The sequence below is a fragment of the Bacillus sp. 7894-2 genome, assembly GCF_002272225.1.
Taxonomy (GTDB): Bacteria; Bacillota; Bacilli; order Bacillales; family Cytobacillaceae; genus Cytobacillus.
The window spans coordinates 1-6,758 of sequence record NZ_NPDG01000011.1 but is presented as its reverse complement, the minus strand read 5'-3'; the positions used below and the strand labels follow the sequence as shown (position 1 = coordinate 6,758).

Here is a 6,758-nt window from a genome sequence, read left to right as displayed (position 1 = left end):
CCTCTGAGTCTAGGAGTGGGGGTCTTACTGCCCGTTAGACTGCGATAGAATCTTCAATGAAAAAGGACTGCGGCCTATTAAGGCTTAGCTGTCCTTTTTCATTTTCTTTATTTCTTCCATCACGATAAAGGCAAGATCATCATTTCCGAACAAGGATAGAACGCCAAGCAGAGTCTGATCAGGCACATCGCCTGCTTCTTCTTTAGGAACGGTCAGCTCCAGCGCTTCCTTTAGTGAACTGTTTTCCCCCTGATCCGGATATGCCTTTAAATAGATTTCCTCCGGATTTAAATCGTGATTGATGCACCACTGGGCAAATACGAGGATCATCATTTTCTCTTCGCCCTGATAGTTTTGAATAATTTTTTCTTCAAGCTCTTTACTGTTCATTATCATAAATCCCCTTTTGTATTTATATATTGATTATAAATTTAAAAACATGATTTTTCACCTTTATTTCTTTTTCTTTTGCATATAGAATTTTCAGTAATCCGAATTAATTCGAAATTTATTGTCAATTCGTATTGACAATTAAATAGTAGAATATCATAATATTAGAAAAACTTATAAAAACTTTAACAAATAACTGCACTACTGCCTTGAAGTAGAAAAGAGCGAAAGGCAACCCTTACAAAAACAGCATACGAGTCTTTTTCAATGACTTCAGCTGTTGCTGTTGAGCATCCATATTGGTTGTTGCCGGGAAGCAAGCCCTTTCGTCCACGCTCGGAGGATGACTGGGCGTTTTTATTTACACTCTTTTAAGAGCAGCACGAAGAGCAGGCATTAGGTTTTTAAATCATCTACAGATAGGGAGTTTTGACAAATGACAGAATTTAAAATTGAAATCAACCACACACCTGAGAAAAAACAAAAACCTGCATTTGATAACCTGGTGTTTGGCAAGAATTTTACGGATCACATGTTTGAAATGGATTATACAGCAGGACGGGGATGGCACGACCCAAGAATTGTACCTTACCAGCCGCTTTCTCTTGACCCCGCTGCAATGATTTTCCATTATGGTCAGAGTGTATTCGAAGGGTTAAAAGCCTATCTTACCATTGATAATGAGGTGTTGCTCTTCCGTCCCGAAAAAAATATGGAGAGACTGAATAAATCCAACTCCAGGTTATGTATTCCTGAAATTGATGAAGAGCTTGCTCTTTATGCCTTAAAAGAATTAATTTCAGTTGACCGGGACTGGATTCCGAATGTGGAAGGAACTTCACTGTACATCCGGCCGTTTGTCATTTCAACTGAGCCATATCTGGGAGTTGCTCCATCAGCGAGATACAAATTTATCATTATTCTTTCGCCGGTAGGCGCTTACTATAAGGAAGGCATCAACCCTGTTAAAATTGCTGTTCAAAACGAATACGTGCGGGCAGTAAAAGGGGGAACAGGCACAGCTAAAACCGGAGGGAACTATGCAGCAAGTCTGAAAGCTCAGGAGCTTGCAAGCTTAACAGGATATTCGCAGGTTCTATGGCTTGACGGAAAAGAAAATAAATATATTGAAGAAGTGGGAAGCATGAACATTTTCTTCAAAATTAACGGAGAAGTTGTAACACCAGAACTTAATGGCAGCATCCTGGAAGGAATCACTCGAAACTCTGTACTGGAGTTACTGAAATACTGGAATGTTCCCGTGTCCGAAAAAAGAATTTCCATTGAAGAAATCTATCAGGCACATGCTGATGGCCAGCTTGAAGAAGCATTTGGAACAGGCACGGCTGCTGTTATTTCTCCAATTGGCGAATTCTTCTGGGACAACAAGATTATTGAAATCAATGAAGGGAAAACCGGGGATTTGTCCAAGAAAATCTATGATACACTGACAGGCATCCAAAAAGGAACCGAATCGGATCCATTTGGATGGAGTGTAAAAGTGGAAAAGAAAGAGACAGCAGGAGTTAAATAATTCTTTATTGCAGGATCGGTATCATAAAGCCGATCCTTTTTCTATTTTAGGCATGAAATCCCTCTAAAACGGGAAAATATAGAAAGAACCTATTAAGGAGAGGAGATTAAAAAATGGACAAGATAGAAGTAGGAGAAGTTTTTACAATCAGTGATGAAAATGATCAGGAAATGGAAGTGGAGGTCCTCGCGTCTGCAGAGGTTGATGGCAATCAATATGCTGCTGTCAGCTTTGTCGAAGATCTTGAGGAAGACACAGAAGAAGATATTGATGTGTTCTTCTTAAAACTGGATGAGGATGGCGACTTTACACCCATTGAAAACGACGAGGAATTTAACAAAGTCTCAGCGGTATTCGAAGAGATGATAAACAACGAGGAATAGAAGAGAAGGAAGATTCCTTCTCTTTTTTACATATCCTGGAGAATGATTACGGAAACAGCAGGTGATTCAATGAAAATCTTATGCATCGATGGCGGCGGAATACGCGGTGTTTTTGCCGTAAGCATTTTGAAAGCTCTCGAAGAGGAACTGAAACAGCCTGCAGGCGACTATTTTGATATAATCGCAGGCACAAGCACCGGATCGATCATTGCCTCTTCACTGGTCATGAAAAAAGATATGAGCGAGGTCCTGAAAGGATACGAATCATTCGGGAAAAAGATTTTTGTCAAACAGGCTAAGGTCGGCCTTTTTAAAAGCGTATACAGTGATAAGTATATGCGGCGCTTTTTCCGGAAAGCCTTTGGCGAAACGGAGCTGTCTGATATAAAAAAACCGCTTTTGATTCCAGCTGTCGATGTGACACATGGCAAACCGTTTGTCCACCGTTCCAATTATGGAAGTCCCGGCAACGATAGCCTATCCATGAAGCTTTGGGATGCAGTGCTTTCCTCCTGTTCTGCACCTGTCTATTTCCCGCCGAACAACATCAGCAACAGTTATTTATCCATAGACGGAGGGCTATGGGCTAATAATCCATCACTCGTTTGTATTACGGAGGCTATGCATCACTTCAGGATGGAGCTGCAAAACATAAAAATCCTTTCGCTTGGAACCGGTCTTCAAAAAATTGATTTTACGATTGATCATGATAAATATTGGGGTGTAAAGCATTGGCTGCCATTCCAGCTCCCGTCCATGAAAGTGACACCCAAGCTATTGGACCTGGCTCTTCATTTATCGTCCGAATCAGTTACCTACCATTGCAAACATCTCCTCGGAGAAAATTACCTGCGCATTAATGAAGAGCTGGGTGAAGAAATGCCATTTGACGAAATAAAGTTTGTGGAAGAATTGATTATACTCGGGGAGAAGGTCTATAAGGATCGGCGGGAGGAAATTAAGAAGTTTTTACTTTCATGAAAAAGGAGCAGGGAATTTTCCTGCTCTTTTCTCATTTTGTATGCATCACAGAATAATACTTTACAGGCTCTGTTGTCTTTTGAAGAACTTCAGCAATCGTTCCAGTGAGGCTGTATGGCCCCTTTGCGTCATGGCCGGCTTCCCAGATCATCATTCCGCCAAATCCGTGATTTAAAGCCAGGATGGTTTTCTTTTTCATGGTGGCGGATCCATTATAGTAATAGCTGATGCCATTCATGCTGATTCTATCTTTTGCTGCATTTTCAGGATTATTGTTTATGACGGCCTGATAGGATACCGGCTTAACGGCGGGATCCTCCGGCTGAGCATAAAGCGGAACACCCAGAACCAGCTTATCCTTGGAAATCCCTTGTGAATCAAAAAGGCTGCTCCAATAATTGGCGATATTCTCTGTAAAGGAATAGGGAGAAAGATTAGCGGCATTGTATCCCCCATCCCACTGGCCGTCATATGCCATGATATTCACATAATCAACCTTCCTGAACATGTCGGGCTCATACACAACATATCCGCTCTCTGTACCTGTTACACTATGAACCTTGGCATGAACCGCAACAGACAGCTCCTTGCCGTTTGCATGGAGCACTCCGCTCAAATGATTGATAAAAACAGCCAGGAATCTTGCATCCTCCTTTGAACGCGGATGCTCAAAATCAATATCAATTCCGTCAAGGTTTTCCTTATTAACCAGCCCCGAGAGTTCTGTTACCAGCCTGTTTCTCGAGGAGTCTTCCGCTATTGCCTGTTTAAAATAATCATAGGATTCCCCGCCATTTATATGAAACCATCCCCCCACAGCCAGGAATGCCTTCACATCTTGCTTGTGAGCATTCGACACCACTCTCTGCAGATTATTCCGCGCAGTCTCACCATTAAAAGAAATGCTTCCGTCTTTCTCAGGATGAGCAAAAGAAAAAATGACATGTGACAAATTTGAATAATCGATCGAAGCGGGATCGCGATAATCCTGGACATAACCCATCAGCACTTTTTCCGGGATCTCTGAAAACTCCGGAGTCTCTTTTGGAACAGGAAGTTTGTCAGATTGGGAAGCAGGGGCAGGCTGTTTAATAGACTGGAGTCCGCTTTTGTTTTTTGTATAATAAATGCCGGCTGCGAATCCGCCGAAAAAAATAATAGCAATCATGATCAAAACTTGATATTTTCTCTTCACTTCTAGAAAACCTCCATCTTTCAATCCTTTAAAAGTGTAACAAAAAAGGGAAGATGGAGGGGGTGGTAATTTATTGCTGACATTCCATTCCGGCATATAACAATAAACTTTTAATAAATATATGATTCTCATCACATTACGATCTTCCTCCACATGGTACATTCCTTATAAGCACTAGTAACAGCCTAGAAAAAGGAATGATATAGGAGGAATTGTACAGTGAGCGAATTAATTAATAACCGTGAGCATCCGGACCATCATAACCATTCTATTCATAGCAGTGATGATGCAGCTGTTCATCCTAAACCGGAAGAACAGCCAGGACATCCCATTCATACTTTCACCCGGGAGAATAAAGCAATTGATAAGCATTTGAGAGAAAATGTTAAGGTCCATCTCGAGGCGTTCATCCAGGAAGATCATGAGGATAATGTTTATGCTCTATTAGAAGACTTCATCCTGCTCCTGGATCTTGATAAGCATTACAGCCGAAAGGAAAATCTGCTTTTCCCTTACCTGGAGAAATACGGAATTTATGGTCCAACCAATAATATGTGGAGCATCGATGACTTTATCAGGGATGGCATCAAGGAAGCCAGGAACCTTCTCACCCAATACGAGGGGGACAAGCAAAAGGTCATCAATGCAGTCCGTTTCGTTTTCAATGAAGTCAGTGCCATGATTTACAGGGAGGAAAATATTCTTTTCCCAATGGCTTTAAAAAATCTTACAGAAGATGAATGGGTAAAGATCGCACATGAAAGCGACGAGATTGGCTTCTGTCTGACCGGCCCTGAAAAGGAATGGAAGCCTGAACGGAAAGGGATTGACGGGAATGCCATATCAGAAGGCTACATCAAAATGGAAACCGGCATTTTGTCCTTAAAGCAGCTGGAGCTGTTATTTAATCACTTGCCTGTTGATATCACCTTTATTGACCATGATGACGTTGTCCGGTATTTCTCTCATGGCAAGGAAAGAATATTTGCCAGGACAAAAGCCGTGATTGGGCGAACCGTTCAGAATTGCCATCCGCCCCGCAGTGTACATGTAGTGGAGGAATTGCTGAAGGATTTCAAGGAAGGACGAAAAGACGCTGAAGATTTCTGGATCAAATTCAGAGATAAATATGTTTATATCCGTTATTTTGCCGTACGGGATGCTAACGGGGAGTATATGGGAACCCTTGAATTCACACAAAACATCAGTCCCATACAGGAAATCGAGGGAGAGAAAAGGATTCTTTCTTAATCAAAAAAAGCTAAGAGCTTGATGCTCTTTAGCTTTTTTTGATTTTTGATGGATTATTAACCTTGTATAAAACAGGTTCTTCGATAATGAATTCTTCGTCACAGTCTTTCCCTTTAGGCAATTTCTTTTTAACTATTTTCCCATCGAATTCGAGGCTTTCACCCGGCTGAAGTTCAAATTTCTTCAACGTTTTCGAATGAGAACACCAGCCAAGCCCGACTTCAATCGGTTCGTCCTCCTGAATGATAAGATCTTCAAGTATGATGACTTCATCATTGGCTTCATTGAAATGGTTCCAGCTCAGGGCAAGCTGCTTAACTTTAGCTGTAAAGTGAACCTTTTCTGCCGGCAGCTCCAATGCAGGCTGTTTTTCCTTTTTGGCTTTTTTGGCTGCCGGTCTATCACTTTTGCTGTTTTCAGCAGATTTCTTTGTTACCCCCTCAGACTTCTCTGCATCTTTTTTGGAAGCTTCCGTTTTAGATGAAGCTGAGGAGATATCCCCAAAATCAGCAGCCAGTGCTTTTCCAAAGCTTGGGGACTGCATCTCTTTAAGATAAGCAGGATGTATGCAGCTCAGATTTCCATCCTGAAACTCTATTATAATCGTGTGAAAATCACCAGACTCTCCGTATGTCTGATACCCTTTAACCGTAACAAGACGCTGCTGTGTTTTTTCTTTATACCAGAATTCCTTTTTAACTTCCCTTGTAGTTGATAATCCCCATTCCCTGACTTTCTCTTCATAATGAGCATCATCCTGAAACGTTTCATAATGACCCACTGGAGGGAAATAAGCTGTATTGTTTGAGTCTTCTATATGAGGCAGAGTAATAGCCAAACCGTCCACATCCTTTCAACATTATTTTAATTGCCATAAATGATAAAATCAAAAATGAGGGAGGGTTTTTGAAATAACTTTTGAATATAGTTAATAAAAAAGGCTGTTTTTCGAAGATTGTTGTTTGCTAATGGATTATGCCCGTTGATTTCCGCTGCAGGCACTTGCTTTCCGCGGGGCGGGCGC

Annotated in this window: 7 protein-coding genes; 4 read left to right on the top strand and 3 right to left on the bottom strand. The window is 41.4% G+C overall.

Translation table 11 applies throughout. From position 1 onward, the window contains the following. Positions 1-84: 84 nt before the first annotated feature. Positions 85-390 carry a hypothetical protein gene (locus CHI10_RS02605; protein ID WP_048010052.1) on the bottom strand — a complete coding sequence of 102 codons (306 nt, stop codon included), beginning with the start codon at positions 388-390 and terminating at the stop codon, positions 85-87. A 436-nt stretch (positions 391-826) separates the two neighbouring features. On the opposite strand from CHI10_RS02605, the gene CHI10_RS02600 reads away from it, so the two are divergent. The 3 genes from CHI10_RS02600 (at position 827) to CHI10_RS02590 (ending at position 3,288) form a co-directional block, all read left to right on the top strand. Continuing rightward, positions 827-1,924, top strand: coding sequence for a branched-chain amino acid aminotransferase (locus CHI10_RS02600; protein ID WP_095242716.1), 1,098 nt, complete (start codon positions 827-829; stop codon positions 1,922-1,924). 113 nt (positions 1,925-2,037) lie between these two features. Beyond that, positions 2,038-2,307: a DUF1292 domain-containing protein gene (locus CHI10_RS02595; RefSeq protein WP_076256458.1), complete on the top strand. Its 270-nt coding sequence runs from the start codon at positions 2,038-2,040 to the stop codon at positions 2,305-2,307. 69 nt (positions 2,308-2,376) lie between these two features. Next, on the top strand, positions 2,377-3,288 hold the full coding sequence (locus CHI10_RS02590) for a CBASS cGAMP-activated phospholipase (protein WP_076256635.1): 912 nt from the start codon (positions 2,377-2,379) through the stop codon (positions 3,286-3,288). A 31-nt stretch (positions 3,289-3,319) separates the two neighbouring features. On the opposite strand, the gene CHI10_RS02585 is transcribed toward CHI10_RS02590, so the two are convergent. Next, a complete protein-coding gene (locus CHI10_RS02585; RefSeq protein WP_286136894.1) occupies positions 3,320-4,483 on the bottom strand; it encodes a glycosyl hydrolase family 18 protein in 1,164 nt (387 codons plus the stop codon). A 270-nt stretch (positions 4,484-4,753) separates the two neighbouring features. On the opposite strand from CHI10_RS02585, the gene CHI10_RS02580 reads away from it, so the two are divergent. Further along, complete coding sequence (locus CHI10_RS02580) at positions 4,754-5,734, top strand: DUF438 domain-containing protein (protein WP_286136901.1); 981 nt, start codon at positions 4,754-4,756, stop codon at positions 5,732-5,734. Between the two features lie 28 nt (positions 5,735-5,762). Here the strand turns inward: CHI10_RS02580 and CHI10_RS02575 are convergent, their stop codons facing one another. Continuing rightward, positions 5,763-6,581, bottom strand: a complete 819-nt coding sequence (locus CHI10_RS02575) for a hypothetical protein (protein ID WP_286136892.1) — start codon at positions 6,579-6,581, stop codon at positions 5,763-5,765. Between the last annotated feature and the right edge of the window lie 177 nt (positions 6,582-6,758).